24 protein-coding genes are annotated in these 23,696 nt (G+C 32.3%); 2 read left to right on the top strand and 22 right to left on the bottom strand.

Going from position 1 to position 23,696, the window contains the following annotated elements; all coding sequences use genetic code 11:
* Positions 1-2: 2 nt before the first annotated feature.
* From ACTTA5_RS04750 to ffh, 8 genes are read right to left on the bottom strand one after another with little or no spacing between them, the layout of a single operon-like run.
* Entirely contained in the window at positions 3-1,766 is a 1,764-nt protein-coding gene (locus tag ACTTA5_RS04750; RefSeq protein ID WP_440648338.1) for an acyl-CoA dehydrogenase family protein, read from the bottom strand.
* A gap of 26 nt (positions 1,767-1,792) precedes the next feature.
* A complete protein-coding gene (gene leuB, locus ACTTA5_RS04755; RefSeq protein ID WP_440613683.1) occupies positions 1,793-2,899 on the bottom strand; it encodes a 3-isopropylmalate dehydrogenase in 1,107 nt (368 codons plus the stop codon).
* Positions 2,892-3,497: a 3-isopropylmalate dehydratase small subunit gene (leuD, locus tag ACTTA5_RS04760; protein ID WP_440648340.1), complete on the bottom strand. Its 606-nt coding sequence runs from the start codon at positions 3,495-3,497 to the stop codon at positions 2,892-2,894. The genes leuB and leuD overlap by 8 nt, the downstream gene beginning before the upstream one ends.
* The gene (leuC, locus tag ACTTA5_RS04765) at positions 3,498-4,901 is read right to left on the bottom strand and encodes a 3-isopropylmalate dehydratase large subunit (RefSeq protein WP_440648342.1); all 1,404 of its coding nucleotides are present in this window, start codon (positions 4,899-4,901) and stop codon (positions 3,498-3,500) included. It abuts the gene before it with no gap.
* A gap of 11 nt (positions 4,902-4,912) precedes the next feature.
* On the bottom strand, positions 4,913-5,467 hold the full coding sequence (gene rplS, locus ACTTA5_RS04770) for a 50S ribosomal protein L19 (protein WP_440648344.1): 555 nt from the start codon (positions 5,465-5,467) through the stop codon (positions 4,913-4,915).
* A gap of 16 nt (positions 5,468-5,483) precedes the next feature.
* The gene (gene trmD, locus ACTTA5_RS04775) at positions 5,484-6,170 is read right to left on the bottom strand and encodes a tRNA (guanosine(37)-N1)-methyltransferase TrmD (protein WP_440648346.1); all 687 of its coding nucleotides are present in this window, start codon (positions 6,168-6,170) and stop codon (positions 5,484-5,486) included.
* A gap of 14 nt (positions 6,171-6,184) precedes the next feature.
* Positions 6,185-6,673 (bottom strand): 30S ribosomal protein S16, encoded by a 489-nt coding sequence (rpsP, locus tag ACTTA5_RS04780; RefSeq protein WP_440648348.1) that lies wholly within the window; start codon positions 6,671-6,673, stop codon positions 6,185-6,187.
* 17 nt (positions 6,674-6,690) lie between these two features.
* The gene (gene ffh, locus ACTTA5_RS04785) at positions 6,691-8,049 is read right to left on the bottom strand and encodes a signal recognition particle protein (RefSeq protein ID WP_262589911.1); all 1,359 of its coding nucleotides are present in this window, start codon (positions 8,047-8,049) and stop codon (positions 6,691-6,693) included.
* Positions 8,050-8,215: 166 nt separating this feature from the next.
* On the opposite strand from ffh, the gene dapF reads away from it, so the two are divergent.
* Positions 8,216-9,040 carry a diaminopimelate epimerase gene (gene dapF, locus ACTTA5_RS04790; RefSeq protein ID WP_440648350.1) on the top strand — a complete coding sequence of 275 codons (825 nt, stop codon included), beginning with the start codon at positions 8,216-8,218 and terminating at the stop codon, positions 9,038-9,040.
* Positions 9,040-9,957 (top strand): signal recognition particle-docking protein FtsY, encoded by a 918-nt coding sequence (gene ftsY / locus ACTTA5_RS04795; protein ID WP_440648352.1) that lies wholly within the window; start codon positions 9,040-9,042, stop codon positions 9,955-9,957. The genes dapF and ftsY overlap by 1 nt, the downstream gene beginning before the upstream one ends.
* On the opposite strand, the gene ACTTA5_RS04800 is transcribed toward ftsY, so the two are convergent.
* From ACTTA5_RS04800 to ACTTA5_RS04865, 14 genes are all read right to left on the bottom strand, one after another.
* Positions 9,950-10,513 (bottom strand): hypothetical protein, encoded by a 564-nt coding sequence (locus tag ACTTA5_RS04800; protein ID WP_440613676.1) that lies wholly within the window; start codon positions 10,511-10,513, stop codon positions 9,950-9,952. The two genes, ftsY and ACTTA5_RS04800, sit on opposite strands and share 8 nt — an antisense overlap.
* Before the next feature lie 49 nt (positions 10,514-10,562).
* The gene (locus tag ACTTA5_RS04805; RefSeq protein WP_440648354.1) at positions 10,563-11,279 is read right to left on the bottom strand and encodes an alpha/beta hydrolase; all 717 of its coding nucleotides are present in this window, start codon (positions 11,277-11,279) and stop codon (positions 10,563-10,565) included.
* 85 nt (positions 11,280-11,364) lie between these two features.
* Positions 11,365-12,270 (bottom strand): DMT family transporter, encoded by a 906-nt coding sequence (locus tag ACTTA5_RS04810; RefSeq protein ID WP_440648356.1) that lies wholly within the window; start codon positions 12,268-12,270, stop codon positions 11,365-11,367.
* A 17-nt stretch (positions 12,271-12,287) separates the two neighbouring features.
* Positions 12,288-12,464 (bottom strand): hypothetical protein, encoded by a 177-nt coding sequence (locus ACTTA5_RS04815; RefSeq protein ID WP_179850415.1) that lies wholly within the window; start codon positions 12,462-12,464, stop codon positions 12,288-12,290.
* Positions 12,465-13,793, bottom strand: coding sequence for an amidase (locus ACTTA5_RS04820; protein WP_440648358.1), 1,329 nt, complete (start codon positions 13,791-13,793; stop codon positions 12,465-12,467).
* Between the two features lie 6 nt (positions 13,794-13,799).
* Complete coding sequence (locus ACTTA5_RS04825) at positions 13,800-15,161, bottom strand: TRAP transporter large permease (protein WP_262589918.1); 1,362 nt, start codon at positions 15,159-15,161, stop codon at positions 13,800-13,802.
* A complete protein-coding gene (locus tag ACTTA5_RS04830; protein ID WP_440648360.1) occupies positions 15,151-15,735 on the bottom strand; it encodes a TRAP transporter small permease subunit in 585 nt (194 codons plus the stop codon). The genes ACTTA5_RS04825 and ACTTA5_RS04830 overlap by 11 nt, the downstream gene beginning before the upstream one ends.
* Before the next feature lie 76 nt (positions 15,736-15,811).
* Positions 15,812-16,972: a TRAP transporter substrate-binding protein gene (locus tag ACTTA5_RS04835; RefSeq protein ID WP_262589921.1), complete on the bottom strand. Its 1,161-nt coding sequence runs from the start codon at positions 16,970-16,972 to the stop codon at positions 15,812-15,814.
* Between the two features lie 125 nt (positions 16,973-17,097).
* Entirely contained in the window at positions 17,098-18,171 is a 1,074-nt protein-coding gene (locus tag ACTTA5_RS04840) for an ABC transporter ATP-binding protein (RefSeq protein WP_440648362.1), read from the bottom strand.
* Entirely contained in the window at positions 18,164-19,243 is a 1,080-nt protein-coding gene (locus ACTTA5_RS04845) for an ABC transporter ATP-binding protein (RefSeq protein WP_440648364.1), read from the bottom strand. Before ACTTA5_RS04845 ends, ACTTA5_RS04840 begins: the two co-directional genes overlap by 8 nt.
* Complete coding sequence (locus ACTTA5_RS04850; RefSeq protein WP_075505838.1) at positions 19,243-20,091, bottom strand: carbohydrate ABC transporter permease; 849 nt, start codon at positions 20,089-20,091, stop codon at positions 19,243-19,245. The genes ACTTA5_RS04845 and ACTTA5_RS04850 overlap by 1 nt, the downstream gene beginning before the upstream one ends.
* A 3-nt stretch (positions 20,092-20,094) precedes the next feature.
* The gene (locus ACTTA5_RS04855; protein ID WP_075505839.1) at positions 20,095-20,958 is read right to left on the bottom strand and encodes a carbohydrate ABC transporter permease; all 864 of its coding nucleotides are present in this window, start codon (positions 20,956-20,958) and stop codon (positions 20,095-20,097) included.
* 72 nt (positions 20,959-21,030) lie between these two features.
* Complete coding sequence (locus ACTTA5_RS04860) at positions 21,031-22,569, bottom strand: extracellular solute-binding protein (RefSeq protein WP_440635396.1); 1,539 nt, start codon at positions 22,567-22,569, stop codon at positions 21,031-21,033.
* A gap of 19 nt (positions 22,570-22,588) precedes the next feature.
* Positions 22,589-23,650: an NAD(P)-dependent alcohol dehydrogenase gene (locus tag ACTTA5_RS04865; protein WP_262589926.1), complete on the bottom strand. Its 1,062-nt coding sequence runs from the start codon at positions 23,648-23,650 to the stop codon at positions 22,589-22,591.
* Positions 23,651-23,696 lie beyond the last annotated feature (46 nt).

The following is a 23,696-nucleotide window of genomic DNA, read 5'->3' on the forward strand; positions in this document are numbered from 1 at the left end:
TATTAATTAAATTTAAATTTCATTATATTTGAGCTACCTGAAACTGCAGATTTATAATGATATTCTGCTCTTGGTAACACTTTTTCAAAGTAGAATGTAGCTGTATTAATTTTGTCTGAATAAAACTCTTTATTTTCTTCATAATCTTTAAAACTAATTTCTAAGATTTTTATCCATGAAAAAGCAATTGAAACATAACCAAGTGTTTTTAAATAGTCATTTGCAGCTGCTGATACATCATCTTTTTCGATTTTACTTTTATCTCCAATCCAACCAGTGAACTTTGACAAAATATCAAGATAATATGTAAGATCTTTTGTAAAAGATTTTACTTTTTCATGTTTGTTTTCACATTCAGATTTTATCATTTCTAAATATTTAGAAATTACATCACCATTTCTGTTTATTAATTTTCTAAATACTAAATCAGCGGCTTGAACTGAATTGGTTCCTTCATATATCGGTGTTATTCTATTATCTCTATATAACTGTTCAATACCTTGGTCTTTAGTGTAACCGTACCCTCCATGAATCTGCATAGCATCGCTCGTAATCTCCATGGCTAAATCGGTAAATAAAGATTTAACTACAGGTGTCATCAAAGAAACATAATCAGAAGCTTCCTGTTTAATTTTTTCATCTGGATGATGAAGACTAACTTCAGTTTGTTGAGACAACCAAAAGCATAAGGCTCTTTCTCCTTCAATTATTGATTTCATGTTTAATAAAGTTCTTCTTATATCTGCATGGTCAATAATAAAATCTGCACCATTTGTAGATTTAGAATTATTAGTTTTTCCTTGTTTTCTCTCTTTTGCATAAGCAAGTGAATTTTGGTAAGCAATTTCTGAAATACCCAATCCCTGAATACCGACTACAATTCTCTCAAGATTCATCATAGTGAACATTGCATTTAACCCTTTGTCCTTAGAGCCAATCATGTATCCTGTTGCATCATCAAAGTTTAAGACACAAGTTGCCGAACCTTTAATTCCCATTTTTGTTTCAATAGATCCTGTTGAAATACCATTTCTTTGTCCAACAGATCCATCTTGATTTACTAAAAACTTGGGCACTAAAAATAAACTTATTCCTTTTGTTCCAGGAGGAGAGTCGGTAGATCTTGCTAAGACTAAATGAACAATATTTTCTGTTAAGTCATGATCGCCTGATGTGATAAAAATTTTTTGGCCAGTTATTTTATAAGTTCCATCAGATTGACTAACTGCTTTTGTTTTAAGTAAACCTAAATCGGTACCACAAACAGGTTCTGTTAAACACATCGTGCCACTCCATTTACCTTCTACAATTTTAGGTAAATATTCATCTTTTATCTCATCAGTAGCGTGATGATTAATACAATTGTATGCTCCAATACTTAATTCACTATAAAGTTTAAAAGATAAACTAGCTGAAGAAAGCATTTCGTCAAAAAAAGCACTCACTGTTTTTGGCATTCCTTGACCACCATATTTTGGATCGCATGACAATGAAGTCCATCCATCCTCAATATATTTCTGATAAGCTTCTTTGTATCCTGGTGGTGTTCTAACTACACCATTTTCTAAAACTGCTGGATTTTCATCGCCTGCTTTAGCAAGTGGTAAAATTAAATTTTGATTGATTTTAGCTGCTTCTTCTAAAATATCTTTAACCAAATCTGAGCTAACTTCATTATATCTTTCAAGATCATTATAATTTTTGTTATCTCTTAATTTTTCATAGAGAAACATCATATCTTTGACAGGTGCAGAATAACTTGGCATTTGAAAAGCTTAGAATACTTAGAGGTTTATTGCAATTTTGAAATTATCGCGTCGCCCATTTGCGAAGTGGATACTTCTTTCATACCCTCAGAAAGGATATCTTTCGTTCTTAGACCATCATTTAACACAGCTTGTACTGCATTTTCTAAAGCATCAGCTTCATTATCAAGATCTAAAGAATATCTTAAAGCCATTGCAAAACTTAATACTGTTGCGATTGGATTTGCTAGCCCTTTTCCTGCAATATCCGGAGCTGAACCATGTATGGGTTCATACATTGCTCTCATTTCACCATCTTTGTTTTTTGCACCTAAAGATGCAGAAGGTAATAATCCTAAAGATCCTGTTAACATTGAAGCTTGATCTGAAAGCATATCACCAAATAAATTATCAGTAACAATTACGTCAAATTGTTTTGGATTTCTAAGTAATTGCATTGCACAGTTATCTGCAAGCATATGGCTTAGCTCAACATCTTTGTATTCTTTTTCATGAAGTTCCTGAACTTCTTCTTTCCATAGTTGTCCAGCTTCCATTACATTAGATTTCTCACAAGAGGTAACTTTATTTGATCTTTTTCTAGCAAGATCAAAAGCAACTCTTGCAACTCTAGTAATTTCACTAGTGGTATAAGTATGAGTGTTTATTCCTTTTCTTTCACCATTTTCTATTGGTTTAATCCCTCTCGGTTCACCAAAATAAATTCCACCAGTTAATTCTCTTACAATCATTATATCTAAACCAGAAACCACTTCTGGTTTAAGTGTTGATGCGCCAACTAATTGTTCAAAACATATTGCAGGTCTCAAATTTGCAAATAATTTTAATTCTTTTCTTAATTTTAATAAAGCTCTCTCAGGTTTTTTTGAAAACTCAATATTATCCCACTTGGGTCCTCCCACTGCACCAAGCATAACAACTTCACTCTCTAAAGCTTTATAAAAAACTTCATCTGTTATTGGTGTACCGTGTTTATCGTAAGAACATCCACCAGCAAGATCTTCATCTATTTCAAAGTCTAAGGATTTTTTATCATTGAACCAGTTAATTATTTTTTTAACTTCTCCAATTACTTCAGGTCCAATACCATCTCCTGGTAATAATAGAATTTTTCTTTTTTTAACTTTAATCATTAAAAATCCAAGGTTTTTTATCTTTTAATTGATTTTCAAAATTTTCAATTTTGTCAGATTTTTTTAAAGAAAGAGCAATGTCATCTAATCCTTCTAGCAAACATTTTTTCTTAAATGGATCTATTTCAAATTTAATTTCATTGTTTCCATAAATAATTTTTTGATCATTTAAGTCTACAGAAATTTCCTCTTTTCTATTTGCGTATTCAGAAAGTTCTTTTATTTTTTCTTCTTCGAGAATTATTGGTAAAATTCCATTTTTAAAACAATTACTATAAAAAATATCAGCATACCTTGAACTAATCACACAAGTAATTCCAAAATCTAACAATGCCCATGGAGCATGCTCTCTTGATGAACCACATCCAAAATTGTTTCCTGCAATTAAAATTTTTGAGTTATTAAATGGTTCCTGATTTAATACAAAATCATTAATTTCTTTTCCATTATCGTCATATCTCATTTCAAAAAACAAATTTTTTCCAAGTCCAGTTCTTTTTATTGTTTTTAAAAATTGCTTAGGAATAATCATATCTGTATCGATATTTACGATTGGTAAATAAGCTGGAATACTTTTTAATGTATTAAATTTTTGCATTTAATTTTGATACTTTCTTACATCATCTAAATTACCAGAGATTGCAGCTGCAGCTGCCATCCCAGGGCTTACTAGATGCGTTCTGCCGCCTCTTCCCTGTCTTCCTTCAAAGTTTCTATTTGAAGTAGATGCGCATCTTTCCTCTGGTTTTAATTTATCTGCATTCATTGCTAAACACATAGAACAGCCTGGCTCTCTCCATTCAAATCCTGAATTTACAAATATTTTATCTAAACCTTCTTGCTCAGCTTTTTCTTTAACTAATCCTGACCCGGGAACTACAATAGCATTTACATGGGATGATATTTTTTTGTTCTTTAAGATTTTAGCAGCTTCCCTTAAATCTTCAATTCTTCCATTTGTACAGCTTCCAATAAATACTTTATCTATCTTGATATCAGTTGCGGCCATATCAGGTGTTAATCCCATATATTTTAGTGCTCTTTCAATTGAGTTCTTTTTATCCTCATCTTTTTCATTTTGAGGATTAGGTACTTTTCCATCAATTGTAATTACGTCTTGAGGTGATGTCCCCCAAGTAATCATTGGTAAAATCTCATTTGCATTAAGATTTATTTCTTTGTCAAAACTTGCATCAGCATCTGTTTTTAAACTGTTCCAATATACCAATGCGTTTTCCCAATTTTCTCCTTTTGGAGACATGGGTTTACCTTTTAAATATTCAAATATTTTTTCATCTGGAGCAATTAATCCAGCTCTTGCACCACCCTCAATAGTCATATTGCAAATGGTCATTCTCTGTTCAACACTTAACGATGTTATTAAATCTCCAGCATATTCAACTACACAACCTGTTCCGCCTGCTGTACCAATCTTGCCAATGATTTGAAGAATTACATCTTTGGATGTTACTCCTAATGGAAGTGTTCCATTAACATTAATTCTAAAATTTTTTGCTTTCTTTTGAACGAGTGTTTGCGTCGCTAAAACATGTTCAACTTCAGATGTTCCAATACCAAAAGCTAGCGAACCAAAAGCACCATGCGTTGCGGTATGACTATCTCCACACACAATAACTGTTCCTGGTTGAGTAAAACCTTGTTCTGGTCCAATAATATGAACAATTCCTTGTCGTTTATCATCCATACCAAAAAGCTGTACACCAAATTCCTTACAATTTGATTCTAATGTATCAACTTGTATTTTTGATTCCTGATCTGATATCCCTTTAGTTCTATCTGTCGTTGGAACATTATGATCAGCAACAGCTAAAGTTAAATTAGGATGACGAACTTTTCTATTTGAATTTCTTAAACCTTCAAAAGCTTGTGGACTGGTAACTTCATGAATTAAGTGTCTATCGACAAACAATAAAGCTGTTCCATCTTCTTGCTGATCTACTAAATGATCATTCCAAATTTTATCGTAAAGAGTAGTGGACATTGAAAAAAAAATTATTTTTTTTCTGAAGTACTTTCTGTTGATTGTTCGGCAGTAGCTTCTTCTGTCTTAGGGGCTTCTTCTTTTGGAGCTTCTGCAGCTGGTGCTGCTTCTGCTTTAGGAGCCTCTTCCTTTGGAGCTTCTGTTGGTGTTGCTACATTTTCTTCAGTAACTGTTTCAGGTTTTGCATCAACATCAATACCAATTTTTTTTCTGATTTTTTCTGCAATCCTTGCTGATTTACCTGTTCTATCTCTTAGATAGTATAATTTTGCTCTTCTTACTTTTCCTGATCTAATAACTTTAATTGAGTCAATTAGAGTTCCATAAAGTGGAAATGTTCTTTCAACACCTTCACCAAAAGAAATTTTTCTAACTGTGAAAGACGAGTTTAAATCTCTGCTTTTTTTTGCAATACAAACGCCTTCAAAATATTGAATTCTCTCTTTTTTTCCCTCTGTAATTCTAACACCTACTTTAACTACATCTCCAGGGTAGAATTCAGGTATCTTTTTTTCTGAAAGTATTTTTTTAACGTTATGTTGATTTATCTCTTCAATTGTTTTCATAGTTATATTTATCAAATTAATTCTTCTTATATTTTTCCCATAAATCTGGTCTTCGGACGCGTGTTATAGCCTCAGATTGAGATAAACGCCAGTGTTTAATTTTACTGTGATCTCCTGACAAAAGTACTTCTGGAACCGCTTTTTCCTCCCAAATTTGAGGTTTTGTGAACTGAGGATACTCTAATAATCCATTTTCAAAACTTTCGTTTACCGTAGAATTCTCATTTCCCAGAACACCGGGTAAAAGTCTCAAAATACTATCAATCACCACAAATGCTGCTGACTCTCCTCCTGATAAAATAAAGTCTCCAATACTAACTTCTTCTATATTTCTCGTGCTTAACACTCTTTCATCAACTCCTTCGAAGTGTCCACAAATTATCGAAACCGATTTTTTCTTTGATAGTTCTTTGGCATAATTTTGATCAAATTTTTTTCCTCTTGGAGATAAATATAATATTTTTTCTCCCTCATTTTTATTTTGATCTAATGATTTTGCTAATACATCAGCTTTCATCAACATACCTGAACCACCTCCATAAGGAGTATCATCTACCGTTTTGTGTTTATCCTCAGCAGCATCTCTAATGTTTACTACTTTTAAATTCCAAATATTTTTAGACATTGCTTTTCCATATAGACCTTTAGACAAAGGACCAGGAAAAATATCTGGATAAAGTGTAAACACTTGAGCTTGCCACATATACTGTCCTCAGTTTATTTTTTTTCCTCAGCTGGAGCTTCTGCTGCTGGAGCTGCTTCTGCTTTAGGAGCTTCTTCCTTTGGAGCTTCTGCTGCTGGAGCTGCTTCTGCTTTAGGAGCTTCTTCCTTTGGAGCTTCTGCTGCTGGAGCTGCTTCTGCTGCTGGAGCTTTAGGGGCTTCTGCACCATCTTCCTCTTTTTTATTTCTTTCTTTTTTAGGAACAGCTTTATTTGGGTTATTTCCAGCTGCTGGCATAGGGATTAAATCATTTTCACCTAAAATTCTTGCAACTCTTGTTGTTGGTTTAGCGCCTTGACCTAGCCAATATTTAATTCTTTCAGCTTCAAGACCTACTCTTTCTTTTTTATCTTTAGGAAGTAGTGGGTTAAAAAAACCAACTTTTTCTATAAATCTTCCATCTCTTGGGAAACGACTGTCAGCTACAACAACTTTGTAAACTGGTCTCTTTTTAGAGCCTCCCCTTGATAATCTAAGTTTTAACATTTGTTCTCCTTATTTTATTATTTTAGTTTATTAAATAGCTCTGGTGGTATCCCTTGATCAGACATACCTTTCAGATTTCCTTTTGACATCTTTTTCATCATTTCAGACATCATTTTAAATTGCTTAAGCAATTTATTGATAGTGGCTGGATCTGTGCCAGAGCCATTAGCAATTCTTTTTTTTCTTGAACCATCAATTACTTTTGGATTCTCTCTCTCTTTTTTTGTCATTGATAAAATGATAGCTTCGTTTTTTGTTATAATACTTTCGTCAATCCCTGCTGAATCCATTTGAGATTTAATTTTAGATACTCCTGGCATAAAAGACATGATCCCCTCAATGCCTCCCATTTTTTTCATTTGTCTTAATTGAGAAAGGTAATCTTCCATAGAGAATTGACCCTTTTTTAAATTTTCTTCAGCTTTTTTAATGTTCTCTTCACCTAAATCTTGTGCAGCTTTTTCTACAAGAGAAACAATGTCTCCCATTCCTAAAATTCTATTTGCTATTCTATCTGGATGAAATACCTCAAAATTTTCTATTTTTTCACCTATACCCAAAAATTTTATCGGAACATTTGATACATATTTCATACTCACGGCAGCTCCGCCTCTGGCATCACCGTCAGCTCTAGTTAAGATTATTCCAGATAAGTTAACTGTGTTTTTAAACTCTTTTGCAACTGAAGCAGCAACTTGACCTGTAAGAGAGTCCGCTACAAGAAAAGTTTCTGCTGGATTAATAATGCTCTCAATTTGTTTGATCTCGCTCATCATTTGTAAATCAATTTGAGTTCTCCCAGCTGTATCAAACAAAATTATATCTGCTCCATTTAGATTTGCTGCACTCATGGCTCTTTGGCAAATATCAGTTGGTTGTTGACCTTCAATAATTGGAAGTGTCAAAATATTATTCTGTTCACCTAAAGATCTAAGCTGTTCTTGTGCTGCTGGCCTATAAATATCCAAACTGACCATCATCACTTTTTTCTTTTTGTTATCTTCTAAATATTTAGCTAATTTTGCAGTAGAAGTTGTCTTACCCGAACCCTGCAAACCAACCATCATCATAGGAACTGGTGGTACAGCATTTAAATTTATATCTGCATTGCTAGAACCTAGTAAGTTTACTAGCTCATCGTAGACAATTTTTACAACCATGTCTCCAGGAGAAGTTGATCTTATGATTTCTTGTCCTAAAGCTTTAGGTTTTACGTTTTCAACAAATTCTTTTGCAACATCTAAAGAAACATCTGCCTCAAGCAATGCTTGCCTAATACTTCTCAAGCCCTCATCTACCTGAGCTTCATTCAGAGAGGGTGCTTTTTTTAAAGAAGAAAAAATTTCTTCAAATTTATTTGTTAAATTTTCAAACATATATTTTTTTGTTACGCATAGCAGTAACGCACTAGTGGGCGAACTCTCGCTGACTAGTGTCGATCTCTTTGTTTCCAAAGACACCGCAAAGTTAATGTTTTTGCGGAAACGGCAACAACCTATAATAGAGGTTCAAAAAGTCAATAAATAAGTTAAATATCTAATTATGAATATTAAAGCATTTAAAATGGACGGTTTAGGCAATGATTTTGTAATTATTGATAATAGAGAAAAAGTTACAAATCTTACCAAAGACCAAATAATTAAAATTTGTGACAGAAACTTTATAGGATGCGACCAACTTATATTAATTAATAAAGACCAAGATTACGATGCTTCAATAGAATTTTTTAACTCTGATGGCGGGGTTTCTGGTGCATGTGGAAATGGTACAAGGTGTGTGGCTGAGCTATTAGGAAAAGAAAAAAATAAAGACACAATTATATTAACAACTTTATCTGGCCATTTAAAATCTCATATTTTAGGAGAAAAATTAGTATCTACTGAAATTGGTTTGGGCAGAACTAAATGGAATGAAATTCCATTATCTCAAGAATTAGAAACTAAAAACTTAAATATTAAAATTGTTGATTCAAATAATAATGAATTTTTTGGAGGAACGGCCGTCAATGTGGGAAATCCTCATATAATTTTTTTTGTAGAAGACAACGAACAATTCAAAATAGAAAAAGTTGGCCCAGAAATAGAAAACCACAAACTGTTTCCAGAAAAATGTAATGTCACAATAGCCACAATAGTAAACAAAGAGTTAATAAAGGTAAAAGTTTGGGAAAGAGGAGCTGGTTTGACAAAAGCATGTGGAACTGCAGCTTGTGCTACTGCCTTTGCTGCTAAGCAGGCAGGACTTGCTAGCGATAAAGTTAACATCGAATTTTCTACTGGAAGATTGACGATATCTATAGATGAAAACAATAGTATCCACATGAAAGGTCCTGTTTCTGATATAAAAGAAATCGATATAGAAATTTAATGGGAATTTTCGAAAAATTTAAATCAGGATTTAAAAAAAGTGCTTCAGCTTTTACATCGGGCCTAAGAGATATAGTTGTCAAAAAAGAAATTGATGACAAAACTTTAGACAGAATTGAAGATTATTTAATTCAATCAGATGTTGGGGTAGCTTCTGCCTCAGAAATTAGAGAAATAATCTCTAAAACAAAAATAGATCCAAACAAAGATTTAACTGCTGAGATAAATAATATTCTTAAAGAGTACATTATCTCAGTTATGAAACCTCTAGAAAATAATGAATTTTTTAAAAATAAAGAAAAACTTAATGCCATTTTAGTTTCTGGAGTTAACGGCGTTGGTAAAACAACAACTATTGGAAAAATTAGTAAAATATTAAAAGAAAATGGTAATAAAGTTATGTTGGCAGCATCAGATACATTTAGAGCTGCTGCTATAGAGCAATTAGAAAATTGGGCAAAAAAAATTAATGTTGAAATTACAAAATCTTCACAAGGATCTGATCCTGCATCTGTAGCTTATAAGGCAATAGAAACTTCTATATCAAACAATTTTAATCAAGTTTTAATTGATACTGCTGGAAGACTGCAAAATAAAAAAAACCTAATGGAAGAATATAAAAAAATAGCAAACGTTACAAAAAAAATAGATGAAAGTGCACCTCATGATGTGATTTTAGTTTTAGATGCAACTTCAGGTCAAAACGTTTTAAATCAAGTTGAAGAATTTAATAAAATTATCCCAATTACAGGCTTAGTGATGACAAAATTAGATGGAACAGCTAAGGGAGGAATACTTCTGGCTGTAGCCAAAAAGTATAAAATACCAATTATTGCACTTGGTTTAGGTGAAAAGGAAGATGATCTGCAAATTTTTGAAGCTGAAAAATTTGCTGATGCGTTTACACAAATTACTTAATTAAATTACTAGATATTAAAGGTTTATAGAAACTACATCTGTAATTATCCTTAAATTTGTAGTGTCCGCAGTCCTTTGCAATAGAGGAAATAATGAAATCAAACTTTCCATTAGTTGGATATAAATCTAATTTCTTTTCAACAATATCGTATTTGAAATTTACTTTTAAACTTTTAACAGCACTAATCATTACCAATGTTTTGTTATCCTTTAATAGATAATAAGCAAAATCATCTGGAAAAACTGGAAAATTATATTCCTTTAAAAAATTTTTTGCTTTTCTTGGAAACCATTCATAAGAAATCAATGGTGATGATACTTCTGTTTTATAATCATATATATAAAGATCTTTAGGGTAATCATTGATGTAATTACTTACTTCCCCTTTTGCTAATATAGCCTTTTCTCTTGGTTTAAAATACAAAGCAAAATTTTCATCATGCGAGTTCATTTGATCAATAAAAAATAAATTTTCAATTGAAGACAAATTTTCTTTAGAAAAAGAAGTTCCTGAAATAAGAAAAGTCAAAAAAATATAAATGAATAATTTCTTCATGATTAGAAATTAATTAGAATTTTTGGAATAAAATTGTTTTGATTGTGGCTTAATTTAAACTTTTTATAAATGAACCTAGTTGGAAAACCATATTATTATCAAATTCCATCATATGATCGTCATGTTTGGTAAAATAAGAGGACTTTGGATCATTTGCTAAATCAAACATCTTCTTTCCCATTGAAAAAGGAACAATTTGATCTTTTTCGCCATGCATAACTAAAACTGGAATATTAATATTTTTTATTTTTTCATCATTTTTATATTTATCTTTCAATATTAGAGAGACAGGAATGTATGGATAAAAATTCTTAGCTGCAGCAATCATTGAAGTGAAAGGTGTTTCTAAAATTAAACCAGCATATCTTTTATTTTGAGAAACTTCAGTTGCAATTCCTGTGCCAAGTGACTCTCCATAAATGATTAAATCACTGTCACTCAAACCTTTATTTTTAAGCCAGTTAATTGCACTTTTTCCATCCTCATATAAAGCATTTTCAGATGGTTTTCCTAAATTTCCACTAAATCCACGCCAAGCGATTATTAAAAAATTTACATCCATATTTTTAAAATGATTTAATTTATGAATTCTATTTTCTAGGCTTCCTGCATTTCCATGAAAATAAACAACAGTCTTAAATTTTTTCAAATCTTTTTCATGAAACCATCCTAAAAGGCTAATGTTATCTGCTGTTTGAATTTGAACTTTTTCTATTTCTACTTCTATTTTATCTCCTGAATAATTATTTTCCTGGGGATGATACATTAGATTTCTTTGAAATATAAAAAGATAAGCTAGTAAAATAAAATATATAACTAAGATCCAAAATATAATTTGCAAAATTAATTTCCTAGGTTTTGGTATCATAATTTTTCTTTGCTAAGTAAACTCCAACAAAAACAAGTGCAGTACCAATATAATGAAATGTTTCTAAATTTTCATCAAACAATATAAATCCGTAAATTGCTGCATAGATAGTAAATACATATAAGGTAAAGCCAGTAAGTGAAGCTCCTAAGCTTTCTTGAGCTTTAGTATATAAAGTAAATGCTATAATTCCTGGTGAAACGGCTGCAAATATAGTCCACAATAAAAAATCAGAATTAAATATAGTTTGTTCAAAATAAATTTCTTCCGCCAAATAAAATGGAAATAAACTTACTGCACCAAAAAACGATATCATAGAAAATCTAGTAAAAATCGATAATTGAGATTTCCAGTAAAATAAATAAATCGAATATAAGGCCCAGCCAATCGCAGCTGCTAACATCCATAAATCTCCAATGGTGAAATTTAAATTTAAAAGTAAATTTAAATCTCCTTTAATAATAATTGCTAAAACTCCAACTAAACACGAAATCAAACCAATAATTTTTAATAAATTAATTTTCTCTTTAAAAAATATTGCAGAAATTATAATTATAAAAATAGGAGATGAGGTATAAATAATTCCCATATTTGTAACAGTCGTTGTTTTACCTGCTAAAAAAGGAAAAGCCCCACAAACTCCACATCCCATTGCTCCTAGAAAAAATAATTTTGAATATTCATTTTTAATAACTTTGAAATTTTTTTTTAATGATGAATATGTGAAAGGTAAAAGAAGTAAAAATACAAACGTCCACCTCCAAAAAGCTAATGAAATTGGGGGCACAAACTCAACACCACCTCTAGCAACAATTAAATTAGATGCCATAAATATTGGTTGAATAAATAAAAGAGATAAAGCTAATAAATTTTTATTTTGACTAGACAATTGTATATTAAGAAAAATTATTTTTTATCGAAAAACGCTTCGTAAACCATCATAAAAATTGCTCCACCCATTAAAATATAAACAGGAAGAACATCAAAAAATCCAATCATCGATGATCTAGTCAACGTTGTTGCAAGTCCTACTAAAAAAGCAATTGCGAGAAGAGAACCTAAAAATGTTGTAAATTTTTGCATTTAATTATTACATTCCTTTTCTAACCAATTAGCAACACCTAAAAATCTTTGATCATCATATTTTGCGCCAATTAATTGTACACCTAAAGGTAAATTGTTTTCACCTTGAAGTATAGGTAATGATATACAAGGTGTACCTAAATAAGACCATACTTTATTAAATTCTGCCGTTCCTGTGCTTTTTAAACCTTTCAGTGCTACTCCAGGGCTAGATGGGGATAAAACTCCATGATAATCCTCAAAAACTTCCTTATAAGATTCATAACTTCTTTTCATAAAATCTATAGCTTCTGCATATTCTTTTGCAGAATGTTTGTTACCTTTTGAAATTGCATCTTGCATATACTTGGATAATTTTTTCTTATACTTTTTATAATAGAGTGAAAAATTATTAGCTAAATCTGTCTCATGAATTATTTGATGGTATTTATGAATATCTTTAAAGTACGAAGGAGTATCAAAAACTTCGATATTATTTTTGAATGATTTTATAAAGTAATCAAATGCTTCTCTTGATTTTTTTCCAAGAAGCTTCCAATGATCAGTTTTGTAAAAAATAAATTTAGGATCAAACAAAGGTCCTTTTTTTGTTTCTGCTAACATTTCATCACTAGAGTAATGAACTGTTGCTGTATCATAATTATCTTTTTTGATTAAAATTTTAGCAAGAAGAGCAACATCTTCTACCGATCTTCCAAAAACACCAATGTGATCTAATTTTTCAGAGGTTTTTAGAACACCATTTCTACTAATCAAACCATAACTAGGCTTATAACCAACAACTCCACAATAAGATGCAGGTCTTATAACTGAACCTCCTGTTTGAGATCCAATTGCAAGCGGAGCCATAAAAGAAGCTACTGCTGCTGCAGATCCACTAGATGATCCACCTGGGGTTCTGGAATAATCATGAGGATTTGTAGTTTTTGAAGGACCTAAAAATGCCAATTCCGATGTTGCTGTTTTACCCATTATAATTGCTCCAGCAGATATTAATAGATCAACTATTTCAGCATTCTGAGAATATGATTTCCCTTTTCTTATTGATGTTCCACATTCTGTAGGCATATCGACAGTTCCAACAATATCTTTTACCGCAACAGGTATTCCATGAAGTGGACCGAGTGGTTTGCCTGATTTCCTATGTTCATCAGCCTCTGATGCCTTTTCTAATAAAAGTTTTTTATCTAAATGCGCCCATGCTTTTACGTCTTTTTCAAATTTATTTACTCTGTCTATATAAATTTTACATAACTCTACTGATGTAATTTGTGCTTCTTTAATTTTTACAGCAAGTTCTTCAACTTTTAATGAAAAAACATCTGTCATTTTCTTTTATTGTGCAAATAAAGTTTCCGGTAACCAAAGCGCTATTCCTGGGAACATATACATTAAAAACATCGCAAATATTACAATTGCTAAAAATGGCATTATTCCTCTGAATATATCCATAAGTTCAACATTAGATTTTTGAACTCCTTTTAAATAATAAGCCGACATAGCCATGGGTGGGGTTAAAAACGATGTTTGTAAATTTAAAGCAATTAACATTGCAAAGAAATATGGATTAACACCAAATACTTCTAACAAGGGTAAAAATATTGGAACAAAAATAATTAAAATTTCAGTCCATTCTAAAGGCCATCCTAGAAGAAAAATAATTATTTGAGTGATAATTAAAAACTGCCAAGTCGTAATATTTATAGAAGTAAAGAAGTGTTCAAAAACCTCGTGTCCTCCCAAATAAGAAAACACCGATGAAAAAGTCCAGGAACCAATAAACAGCCACATGATCATTGCAGTTGTTTTAGCTGTTAAAAAAACAGACTCTTTAAAGTTTTGCCATTTAAGTGTTTTATAAAACCAAGATAAAAGTATTGCCCCAAAAGCTCCTGCTGCAGCTGCTTCTGCTGGAGTTGCAATACCTGCCAAAATAGTACCTAATACAAGCATAATTAAACCAAACAGTGGAACGAAAGAAACCAAAACTTCTTTTAAAATTTCACCAGTTGGTGGAATATCTTCTTTTGGAGGTCTAGGTGCAATAGATGGATTTAACCATGCTCTAAATACTGCATATGCAATGTAAAGACCTGCTAAAAGTAGACCTGGAAATATTGCTGCTGCAAAAAGTCTTAATGGTGATAGTTGGGCTATTACTGAATAAACAATAAGCATGATACTCGGTGGAATTAAAATTCCTAAACATCCACCAGCGCAAATAATTCCTGACGCAAATTTTTTATCATAACCTGCTTTAACCATTGCAGGCCATGCTAACAGTCCCATCAAAGTTACAACAGCACCAATAATTCCTGTAGCTGTCGAAAATAATGTACACGTAATTAATGCAGCCACCGCCATTGAAGCTGGAAGTCTATGTGCGGCCAATCTAATTGCAAAAAATAGTTTAGCTACGATCCCTGCTCTTTCAACTAGATATCCCATGAATAAAAATAAAGGCACAGCCGTAAGAACGTTGTTGTCCATAACAGTATAAGTATTTTGAACAAACAATTGGAATATACGATTATCAAAAATGTGCTCCATCATTGTTGCATCGTAATAAGCAAAATATCCAAAGCCTATTCCCATAGCCATTAAAGTGAAAGCAATCGGGAAACCTAAAAGAACTGCAAACAAAAACATACCCATCATTAAAATTGCAATTTCTGGATTTGTTAAACTAAATAACATTTTTTTTGTCCTCTTCTTGAGCTGTTCTCATTAAAACTTGTTCTGTTTCTTCAGCAACGACCATTCGTGCTGGCCATTGTCCTGTTTGAATACATATAATAGATCTAAATACTTCACTGATGCCTTGAATAATTAATAAAACACCTGCAGCTGGTATCATCGATTTAACCATATAAATTTGGATTTGAGCTGGACTACTCCAACTAGTCTCTTTTATTTTCCAAGCAAGCGCAGCATATTCATATCCATAAAAAGCTAACGCGATCACACCTGGAAAAAAGAAAATAAAGTATAAAACTAAATCAATCCAAGCCTGAGTTTTTTGACTAAATAATCTGTAAATAACGTCACCTCTAACATGTGATTCTGTTGCTAAACAATATGCTCCTGACATCATTAAAATTGCACCATACATCTGCATACTAAAATCAAAGTTCCAAAGTGTAGGTGAATTAAAAACATAGGCCATAACTACTTCATAAACAGTTCCTCCCATTAAAACTACTATGCACCAAGAAAAAGCTTTCCCCATTGATGTGCTGAGAGTATCTGCAAATTGTATAAATGGCTTCATATCAAAGAAATATATTAAAATACGTGTAAAAAAAAGGGGGTTTTTCAACCCCCTTTTAAATTTATTTTAAAGTTAATTAGATTTTAACTTTTTCGATTGGACCAAACTCATTTTCATAAGCTAATTTGTAGTTCGGTTGATTCATCAACAGATACTTCATAGTTCTCTTAGCGTATGCTTTTTGTGAGTCTACTACTTTTTTGAAGAAAGCATCTTTAGCAGAAAACTCTCCTACAACTTTATCCCAACCTTTTAATTGTTCTGCTAGGATAGCATCAGACGTTTGGTAAACATTAACCTTATGCTCATTCATCAACTTAGCAAGGTCAGTTGAATATCTAACCAATGCTTTAAAGTAGTTATCTGAGTTTGCAGCATAAGCAGCATTTCTCAAGATAGCTTGATGTTCAGGTGAAAGGCTGTTTAGTCTCTTAGTGTTCATAGGAATTTCAAACATTTCCTGAGATTGGTGGAAACTTCCTAAGTGATAGTGTTTAGAGACGTCTTGCATTCCAAACTGTGAGTCTGATGTTGGGTTGTTAAACTCAGCAGCATCAATCAAACCAGTTTTCATTGCTGGTTGGATTTCACCACCTGGTAACTGTCTTACAACCATTCCCATAGCAGTTAAAACGTTAGTCGCTAGACCAACAGTTCTATACTTCATACCTTTAACATCAGATACTTTAGTTACGTTCTTTTTGAACCAACCAAAAGGCTGTGCAGGCATTGGCATATGGAAGAAACCTGTGTAATTAAATCCTACACTTTTTACAGCTTCTTCATATAATGCTCTTCCTCCACCATACTCCATCCATCCCATAACTTCTTGAGACGACATTCCGTATGAGGGACCTGTTCCAAAAAGAGATGCAGCAGGGTTTTTTCCGTACCAGTATGCTGTCACCCAGTGACCCATATCTACTACTCCAGAACTAACTGCTTGACCAATTTCAGAAGTTTTTACAACTGCTCCAACTGGTTGCACATCAATTTTTAATTTACCACCTGACATGTCACTAACCATTTTCGCATAGTCTGAAGCCATTTCGAAAAATATGTTAGCACCTGATGGCCAAGCAGCTTGCATTTTTAAAGTAACGTGACCGTCACCTAAAGCAATGTTTGGCATAGCCACTGCTGCTGCTGTTGCTGCACCAGTTGCTGCCGCTGCTTTGAAGAACTTTCTTCTTGAAGGAGTTTTAGAACTCTTCAAAGATTTCTTATTCTTAATCATTTATTCTCCTCTAGTTAATTAACTTGGCGAGCACTAAAACATATTTTCACATTAGAGTCTTTCTAAAAAGTGACCTAGAATGGGTTAGATAGGGTTTTTTTACAATTATAGGTAGAATTTAAAACTTAAATTAATTTATTATTTTCGTAAATACAGCACTTTTCAGCTGGAATATGAAGTTTAATTTTTTCACCTGAAATTTCGGTTTCTCTATTAACTTTAGATTTAATTTCAAAATTATCCATTCTCGCAGTAATCAATTTGTAATTACCAAAATCTTCAACCTTTTGAACATTCACATCAACAAGATTTTCACTTTGATTTTTTGCAATTTTAATAAACTCAGATCTAATTCCTAATTTTATATTTTTATTTTTTAAATTAGACAAATTTGTATTCGTTTTAATTATTGTATTATTTATTTTAACAGTATTTTCTGAAGTTGCTTCACTATCAAATAAATTCATAGCAGGTGAACCAATAAAGTAACCAACAAAAGTTGTATTAGGTCTTTCAAATAATTCTTTGGGCGAACCTGTTTGTACAACTTCTCCTTCGCTCATCACAATTATATTATCTGCAAATGTCATGGCTTCGTTTTGATCATGTGTTACATAAACTAACGTTGTTTTGTATTGTTCGTTTATTTCTTTTAGGTTTCTTCTTAATCTAAATTTTAGATCAGGATCAATAACAGTTAAAGGCTCATCCATTAAAACTGCAGCAACATCTTCTCGTACCAAACCTCTTCCTAAAGATATTAATTGTTTTTGATCTGCTGTTAATTTTCGCGCAGGAGAGTTTAAAAAAGATTTTAAATTTAAAGTTTCTGCAACAGAGTTGACTCTTTCATCTATTTTGGCTTTTGAAAAATCTCTACACTTTAATGGAAAAGCAAGATTTTCAAAAACTGTCATGGTGTTATAAATTACTGGAAACTGAAAAACTTGAGCAATATTTCTTTCTTCTGTTTTTAAATCTGTAACATCCTTATCATCAAATAATATTTTTCCAGCTGATGGTCTTACTAATCCAGAAACAATATTTAACATCGTTGTTTTTCCACATCCAGAAGGACCTAAGATTGCATATCTATTTCCATTCTCCCAAGTCATCGAAAATGGATTTAATGCATAAACTGGATTTGGATCATTTGGATTGTAAGAATGTGAGATATTACTTAAATCAATTTTAGCCATTGTTTCCTCCAAATGGTGAGGATGCTAATTTACCATCAGCAGCAAAAGCATAAGCTCTATCTATTTTAAAATCTATTTTAATCTTGTCATGAATTTTAAAATTCAAAACCTCTTCTATAGAAATAATAATTTTTATAGTTCCTCTTCTTAAATGGAGCAAAGTTTCAGAACCACTAATTTCAGCAAGCTCAACTTCAAATTCATAACCATTTTCATTAAGTTCAATATCTGAAGATCTTAAACCAATCTTTAGTCCGCTATCTGTTAGCTTTGATAGATGATTGGGTGCTTTTATTTCAATACCTTCAAATCTTATTTGCTCATTAGATATTTCTGCTTCAATAATATTCATAGGTGGGTCGTTAGAAATTTCAGCAACTTTTAAAGAACTTGGGTTCTCAAATATTTCTTTTGCTGGACCTACTTGTAGCACTTTCCCCTCGTCTAAAACAATTACTTCTCCATTTAATTCCATGGTTTCTCTTGGGTCTGTAGTAGAATAAATTAAGATAGTTTCATCAGCTAAACCTTTTGAAAACAAACTCTTAAATTCCTCTCTAAGCTGTTCTCTCAATTTGTAATCTAAATTAACCAGAGGTTCATCTAGCAATAATATTTTGGCGTTTTTAACTAATGATCTTGCTAAAGAGACACGTTGTTGCTGACCACCAGACAACTCCTGTATTTTTCTGTTTTCATAGCCAATTAACCCAACTGATTTTAAAGACCCCATTACTTTATTTTTGATTTCTTCATTATCGATTTTTCTTTGTCTCAAAGGAAACGCAATATTTTCAAATACGTTTAAATGAGGATAATTAATAAATTGTTGATACACCATAGCTACATTTCTTTTCCAAACTGGAACTTTTAAAAAATCCTTACCATCAAATTCAATAGCACCACTGTCTGGGGTTAAAAGACCAGCTATAGTTTTTAATAAAGTTGTTTTACCTGATAAAGTTCTTCCAAGAATTGTATATAAATTCCCCTCTTTAAAATTAAATGATACTTCGTTTAAGTGATATTCCTCGCTTGGTTTATAAGTTAAATTGTTAGCTATTAAATTCATTATTTAATTGCTCCTGATAAATTTCCTTTAGATAGGTATCTCTCAACTATGAAGGCTACTATAATTAATGGTGCAACTGAAACCAGAGCAGATGCTGACAAACTCCACCATGGAGTAACAGATGAGTTCAGAGCAACTATTTTAACTGGTAATAACTGTACTTCTGTAAAAGTTAAAATAAATGCAAAGAAAAAGTCAATCCATCCAAAAATAATACAAAACATACCAGCAACAATTAATCCTGGTATTGAGTTTGGTAGCACCACTTTTAAGAAAGCTTGATAAGGATTACATCCATCAATCAAAGCTGTTTCATCAATTTCTCTTGGAACTTTATTAAAGAAATCAACCATAATCCAAACTGCAATAGGCATCAGTAAAACAATATAAACTACAATCAATCCTACGAGGCTATCTAATAAATTAATTGAACTTAAAAATAAGAAAAATGGAATTGATAAAACAATTGGTGGCATAATTCTTTGCGAAATAAAGAAAAATGTAATGTCATTATTTTTTACAAAGCCTGCTTTAAATGTATATCTAGAAAGCGCATAAGCTGACAACGTTCCGAGAATTATACTAATTAAACTTGCTGTACATGTTACAAACAAACTATTGAAATAAGGTTCTACTATATCAACGCCACCTTTAGCTGGAGATTTTATCAGAACTTTCCAACCTTCTAGATTAGGTTCAAAATCTACCCATGGTATATACGTAACTCCCCCATTTACAGATTGAAAATCTTTAAACGATGTAGTTAAGGCCCAAAGAAAAGGAGCAACAACAAAAACTGCCCAAAAGACAATAAAAAAATATTTTAAAAATGTATAAAGCTTGCTCATAATTTATTCTTTTAAAAGTAATTTAGTTAAAACCTTTGCAATAATTGTTAAACTTATGATCATAATAATTAAGTAAGTAAAAGACATCGAAGCTGCGTATCCCATTTGAAACTCTCTCAATCCCTTAATAAAAATATAAAAACTTGATGTTTCTGTTGAGGTACCTGGACCTCCTGATGTTAGGACATATACCGTATCCATAATTTTAGATGCCTCAATTAATCTTATAATTATTGCCCCAATTGATATAGGTGCCATTAGCGGAAAAGTTACATAAATAAACTTTCTAACTGGACTAGCTCCATCAATTGCAGCAGCTAAAAATGGTTCTTTAGGTAATGACAATAAACCTGCTAATAAAAGTAGAAACATAAACGGTGTCCACTGCCAAACCTCAACTATAATTACTGTAAATTTAGCTAAAGCTGGGTCTGTTAACCATTTCGGAGATAAACCAAAATTAGATAAAATATCATTAACAGGTCCTAAAGACTCATGAAAAAAAGTTCTCCAAATAACAGTCATAATTACTGGAGTTGTCATCATTGGAACTAAAAATAATACTCTAAAAAATCTTTTAAATTTGATGTCTTTCCAAACCATATGTGCAAGAGCAAATCCAATTACATACTGGAGAATTACTGTTGTAACAGATAAAAAACTTAATCTAAAAAAAGATTCCCAAAATCTTGGGTCGTCTGTAAATAGACGGATATAGTTTTCTATACCTATAAAATCTAAACCTGGATTATAACTATTCCATCCAGATAAACTTAATCTAACAACAAAAATAATTGGAAAGATTAAAATTCCAATCAACACAAATAGACCTGGAAACAGAAAGAAATATTTATGCTTAAAGTTCATTTGTAAAATTGGATTATATTATGTTTTTTATATGTGGCCATTTTAATAAACGGCCACATAAATTAAGTATTATTATAGTTGGTTATCTTCCATTTTAACACCAACAGCGTAGGCATCTCTTACTGCTTTTTTACCTACTCTGCTTACAATTGCTTCCCACTCTTTAGCAACTTCGTCTAATGCTTCTTGAGGAGACAATTGTCCTGCTAAAGCTTTAGAAGTTCCTGTAGCAACAGCACTTGTAAACTCAAATACACCTGGAACTCTTAGAGGGAAAACTCTATTTTGACTTTTCTCCATATCTAAAAGTGTTTGAGTGTAACTGTTAGCGATCTCTGGATCCCAACCCATACTATTAATGTAAATATTAGGGTCGAAGTCAGAGTTTTTGAAAGGGTTAACACCAAATCTACCAATTGCTAAGTCAGCTTGGTGGTTTGCTCCATTTGAGAAGAAGCAAAGATAATCAAACGCCATATCTTTTACTTTACTTTTCTTAGCAACACCAACTGCCCAACCCCAAACAATGTAAGGAGCTTGGTTGTATTGGTTTTCCCAGCTATTTGAAACTCTGTTCCAAACTTTGTTAGCACCTGGAAGAGGAGCTGCACCTACTTTATTTTTAATAGGGCTATCATCCTGCATCGCTGCAATAAACGCATCATCCCATGAAAAACTAAATAAAGTTTGTCCACCACCAAATGATCCAATTTCGTCACCTAGACCAAAGTTAGTTCCCCCTGGAGGAACATATTTAGTAGCTTCAACCCAATCAGTTAAAGCTTCAACGAAACCTGGATTATTAATGTTTGGTTTCATAGTTTCTAAATCAAAAAAGAAACCACCTGGAGTTCTTGGATTTTTAGCATATGCAACTGATCTGCTGAAAAAAGCTGCGAACATTAAGTCGTCTTTTTTCATAACTTCAGCTGAACCATATTCTAACTCACCATCTCCATCCCAGTCCCAACCATTAAAGAATTTTGCCATCTCAGCATATTCTTTCCAAGTTGTTGGAACTTTTAGATCTTTTCCTGTTTCTGCTTTATATTTTTTTTGCATTTCAGGATTATCAATGACGTCTTTTCTATATTTTAGATAGTGTCTGTCACCATCAACTGGATACTGGTACATAGTTCCATCCCAAGATGATACACCCATATGAGATTTAGTTACGTCTTTCATCTCTGTTGAGTTCATATACTTCTTAGGAACTGGTGCTAAATATCTTTTCCAGTCATTGATAAAGTTAGAAAATCCAAACACAATATCGTAAGGTGCTTGTCCAGCTTGAAAAGGAACCATTGCTTTAGAATACAAATCACCCGCTGGTGTATGAGTAACTTCAACTTTAGCTCCAGTTAATTTTTCAAACTGTTCAGCATGAAGAGCTGTTGGCTCTCCCATTACTGGAATTGCGTGAGTATTTATTTTAAGAGTTTTTCCTTTGTAATTTTTCTTAGACATTTCCTCATAAGAACAATCACCTGGAATATCTCCTGTTGCTTTGATATGTGGGAATTGATCACTCCACTTATCAGCATATGCCATAGGGCTAAATATCATCATACTTGATATTACAGCCGTTAAGCAGGTTTTTATTATTTTCATTATCACCTCTCTTTTTTTTTTATGGAACTAAAACAGCTCGTCCCTTAACCTTACCATCGTTAAGATCATGAAGTGCTTTATTAGCATCGTCTAAACTATACTCCTGCATAGAGAGCTTAACTTTACCTCTGTCAGCTAACTCCATTAATTCATATAATTCAGACCACGTTCCCACTAAATTACCTACAATTGTTTTCTCAGAAATAATTAAATCAACTGCAAGTGATTTAATTTCTTCTCCATATCCAACTATGTAGTAAAAACCACCATTAGAAGTCATTTGAATTCCCATGGCAGTAGATCCTTTTTCACCTACGAAATCAATTACAGCTTCAGAACCTTTTCCTTTTGTTAGTTCTTGAACTTTTTCAATTTCGTTTCCATCAATTAAAACTCCGTGGTCACCACCAAGTTCCATTGCATGTTTCAATGCTGCTTCAGATTTTTCAACAATAATAATATCTGCTGCACACATAGCTTTTAAACATTGAATAGCGATGTGACCTAAACCTCCTGCGCCAATAATTGTACAGCTCTGACCAGGTAGCAAATGTCTTGTTGCTTTTTTTACCACTCTATAAGCTGTAAGACCTGCATCTGAAAAAGGTGCAACATCTTTAGGCGCTAATACTTTTGGAAGTTTAATTAGATTTCTAACGCTAGTTTTTAATAGTTCAGCGTAGCCACCTTCTTTGATACTTAATCCAGGAAATGCACCTGCTTCAGCATGCATATCATTACCTCTTCTACAATCTAAACAAGTTCCTCCTGTTCCAGAAATAAGTGGGTGTAATATTACAGGATCACCCTTTTTAAATTCAGTAACGTCTGAACCTACATCCTCTACCCAACCAGCATTTTCATGTCCCATTACACATGGTAATAATTTTCCATCTGGATCTTGGATATGTTTCCATACTCCTTCAATAATATGTAAATCAGTTCTGCAAACTCCTGCAGCACCAATTTTAACTATAACGTCTGACGCCTTTTCAATTTTAGGATCTGGCATCTCCTCACCTGTGACCCAGACCTTTTCTTTCATTTCAGGGTCATATTTATGCAAAACCTGTGCTTTCATTATTATCTCTCCTTTAATATTTAAGTAACACTATTAAAATTCTGAT

It is taken from the genome of Candidatus Pelagibacter sp. HIMB1521, assembly GCF_052047875.1.
Taxonomy (GTDB): Bacteria; Pseudomonadota; Alphaproteobacteria; order Pelagibacterales; family Pelagibacteraceae; genus Pelagibacter.

What these genes read in the sequence shown, in the direction of transcription:
- trmD (WP_440648346.1), bottom strand. Translation starts at nt 6,170, where the DNA reads ATGTGGCAAGCTCAAGTGTTTACACTTTATCCAGATATTTTTCCTGGT.
- ACTTA5_RS04855 (WP_075505839.1), bottom strand. Translation starts at nt 20,958, where the DNA reads ATGAACTTTAAGCATAAATATTTCTTTCTGTTTCCAGGTCTATTTGTG.
- ACTTA5_RS04825 (WP_262589918.1), bottom strand. Translation starts at nt 15,161, where the DNA reads ATGTTATTTAGTTTAACAAATCCAGAAATTGCAATTTTAATGATGGGT.
- ftsY (WP_440648352.1), top strand. Translation starts at nt 9,040, where the DNA reads ATGGGAATTTTCGAAAAATTTAAATCAGGATTTAAAAAAAGTGCTTCA.
- ACTTA5_RS04845 (WP_440648364.1), bottom strand. Translation starts at nt 19,243, where the DNA reads ATGAATTTAATAGCTAACAATTTAACTTATAAACCAAGCGAGGAATAT.
- leuC (WP_440648342.1), bottom strand. Translation starts at nt 4,901, where the DNA reads ATGTCCACTACTCTTTACGATAAAATTTGGAATGATCATTTAGTAGAT.
- ACTTA5_RS04835 (WP_262589921.1), bottom strand. Translation starts at nt 16,972, where the DNA reads ATGATTAAGAATAAGAAATCTTTGAAGAGTTCTAAAACTCCTTCAAGA.
- ACTTA5_RS04850 (WP_075505838.1), bottom strand. Translation starts at nt 20,091, where the DNA reads ATGAGCAAGCTTTATACATTTTTAAAATATTTTTTTATTGTCTTTTGG.
- ffh (WP_262589911.1), bottom strand. Translation starts at nt 8,049, where the DNA reads ATGTTTGAAAATTTAACAAATAAATTTGAAGAAATTTTTTCTTCTTTA.
- ACTTA5_RS04840 (WP_440648362.1), bottom strand. Translation starts at nt 18,171, where the DNA reads ATGGCTAAAATTGATTTAAGTAATATCTCACATTCTTACAATCCAAAT.
- leuD (WP_440648340.1), bottom strand. Translation starts at nt 3,497, where the DNA reads ATGCAAAAATTTAATACATTAAAAAGTATTCCAGCTTATTTACCAATC.
- ACTTA5_RS04805 (WP_440648354.1), bottom strand. Translation starts at nt 11,279, where the DNA reads ATGTATCATCCCCAGGAAAATAATTATTCAGGAGATAAAATAGAAGTA.
- rplS (WP_440648344.1), bottom strand. Translation starts at nt 5,467, where the DNA reads ATGAAAACAATTGAAGAGATAAATCAACATAACGTTAAAAAAATACTT.
- rpsP (WP_440648348.1), bottom strand. Translation starts at nt 6,673, where the DNA reads ATGTTAAAACTTAGATTATCAAGGGGAGGCTCTAAAAAGAGACCAGTT.
- ACTTA5_RS04750 (WP_440648338.1), bottom strand. Translation starts at nt 1,766, where the DNA reads ATGCCAAGTTATTCTGCACCTGTCAAAGATATGATGTTTCTCTATGAA.
- ACTTA5_RS04860 (WP_440635396.1), bottom strand. Translation starts at nt 22,569, where the DNA reads ATGAAAATAATAAAAACCTGCTTAACGGCTGTAATATCAAGTATGATG.
- ACTTA5_RS04830 (WP_440648360.1), bottom strand. Translation starts at nt 15,735, where the DNA reads ATGAAGCCATTTATACAATTTGCAGATACTCTCAGCACATCAATGGGG.
- ACTTA5_RS04800 (WP_440613676.1), bottom strand. Translation starts at nt 10,513, where the DNA reads ATGAAGAAATTATTCATTTATATTTTTTTGACTTTTCTTATTTCAGGA.
- dapF (WP_440648350.1), top strand. Translation starts at nt 8,216, where the DNA reads ATGAATATTAAAGCATTTAAAATGGACGGTTTAGGCAATGATTTTGTA.
- ACTTA5_RS04815 (WP_179850415.1), bottom strand. Translation starts at nt 12,464, where the DNA reads ATGCAAAAATTTACAACATTTTTAGGTTCTCTTCTCGCAATTGCTTTT.
- ACTTA5_RS04865 (WP_262589926.1), bottom strand. Translation starts at nt 23,650, where the DNA reads ATGAAAGCACAGGTTTTGCATAAATATGACCCTGAAATGAAAGAAAAG.
- leuB (WP_440613683.1), bottom strand. Translation starts at nt 2,899, where the DNA reads ATGATTAAAGTTAAAAAAAGAAAAATTCTATTATTACCAGGAGATGGT.
- ACTTA5_RS04820 (WP_440648358.1), bottom strand. Translation starts at nt 13,793, where the DNA reads ATGACAGATGTTTTTTCATTAAAAGTTGAAGAACTTGCTGTAAAAATT.